This is a genomic window from Lachnoanaerobaculum saburreum DSM 3986 (genome assembly GCF_000185385.1).
Lineage (GTDB): Bacteria > Bacillota > Clostridia > Lachnospirales > Lachnospiraceae > Lachnoanaerobaculum > Lachnoanaerobaculum saburreum.
This window is the reverse complement of sequence record NZ_GL622315.1, coordinates 1-1,178: the sequence shown is the minus strand read 5'-3', so window position 1 is coordinate 1,178 and position 1,178 is coordinate 1. Positions and strand designations below refer to the sequence as shown.

The 1,178-nt window shown below is 32.9% G+C and carries 1 protein-coding gene; it reads right to left on the bottom strand.

The features are described from left to right. Positions 1-367: 367 nt before the first annotated feature. Complete coding sequence (locus tag HMPREF0381_RS14145) at positions 368-820, bottom strand: hypothetical protein (protein WP_008752693.1); 453 nt, start codon at positions 818-820, stop codon at positions 368-370. Between the last annotated feature and the right edge of the window lie 358 nt (positions 821-1,178).

Below are 1,178 nucleotides of genomic sequence, written 5' to 3'. Positions count from 1 at the left end.
GTTTGTCCTGTTGTCGTACCTTCCTACATGAATAAATCGTAAACATATCTGTAAAACGGTTCCACTAAGACCCATCTGTGGTTTGTTCCATAAGAACTTATCACCTATTTAATCTTAACTAAATGACATTGCTACCTGGACTGTAACCATTTAGTTTTACAGAATCAAATAAATATAACATTTATACTACTAAAAAGGTACAATAACTGTTACAATATATACGTTATAGGGGGCTATTTGGACGTATAGGTATCATTTTTTTGCATGACAAATAAGTGGATTTTAATTGAATTTTTTTGAGTGTAGGACTAACTTCCACTTGTAAATACCTGTTTGAGACGCTCCTGACAGCTACCAATAATAAGAGTTATCTATTTTTTAGAAGACAGGGTTTTAAAACAATCCTATCTTTTTCTATTTCCTTGATACCATATGAAATAAGCCTTTCATACAGATCATGATACATAAAAGAGGCTACCTCTAAGGGACTCTTACCACCAAATTTTTCAACCGGTGCTGAGTTTAGATGATTTAGTATGAGGTTAAGTGCATCTTGATCATTTAATCCAAGAGAAACTAAATCAGTCTGCTTTGGAAGTATATACCGTAGCTGTATGTGGTTGTTTTCTATAGATCCTTTTTGCCCGGATTGCATTGGGTCACAGTAAAATACTCGGGTACATGTGGTACTATCTACACCTGTTTCCATATCTTTTGCCGCATAAAATTCAGAACCTCTATCAGTTAGTAAGACATTTACATATTTTCTAAATACATCATTGCCGAGAATGTTTTCTAAAGTATCGACTCCATTCTTCATAGCAGTGGAAGTCTTTTCAGTTTGGTAGAGTGCAAATAGGATGCCTGATGGAATAAACTTAAAAGTTAAGAAAGTTTTATAAATTTAGTAATTATGCAGCTTTCAGCCATAGAAGCAACTGTGCTATGAATAATTCAGAAAGAGTTCTTTATTGTTGAAAGTTCAGGGATGGAATGACTCAAAATGAGTCATTCCATCCCTGTCTTAGAGTTATTTATTTCCTGAAAGGGCTTTTATTATATATTAATTTGTCAAATTAAAGTGATATCAAATTAATTATTACAATATGCTTAATGTACTGCCAAAAGAGAGGGAGTATTTTATAACATATTGCACAAGGAATATTCGTGATACTGCA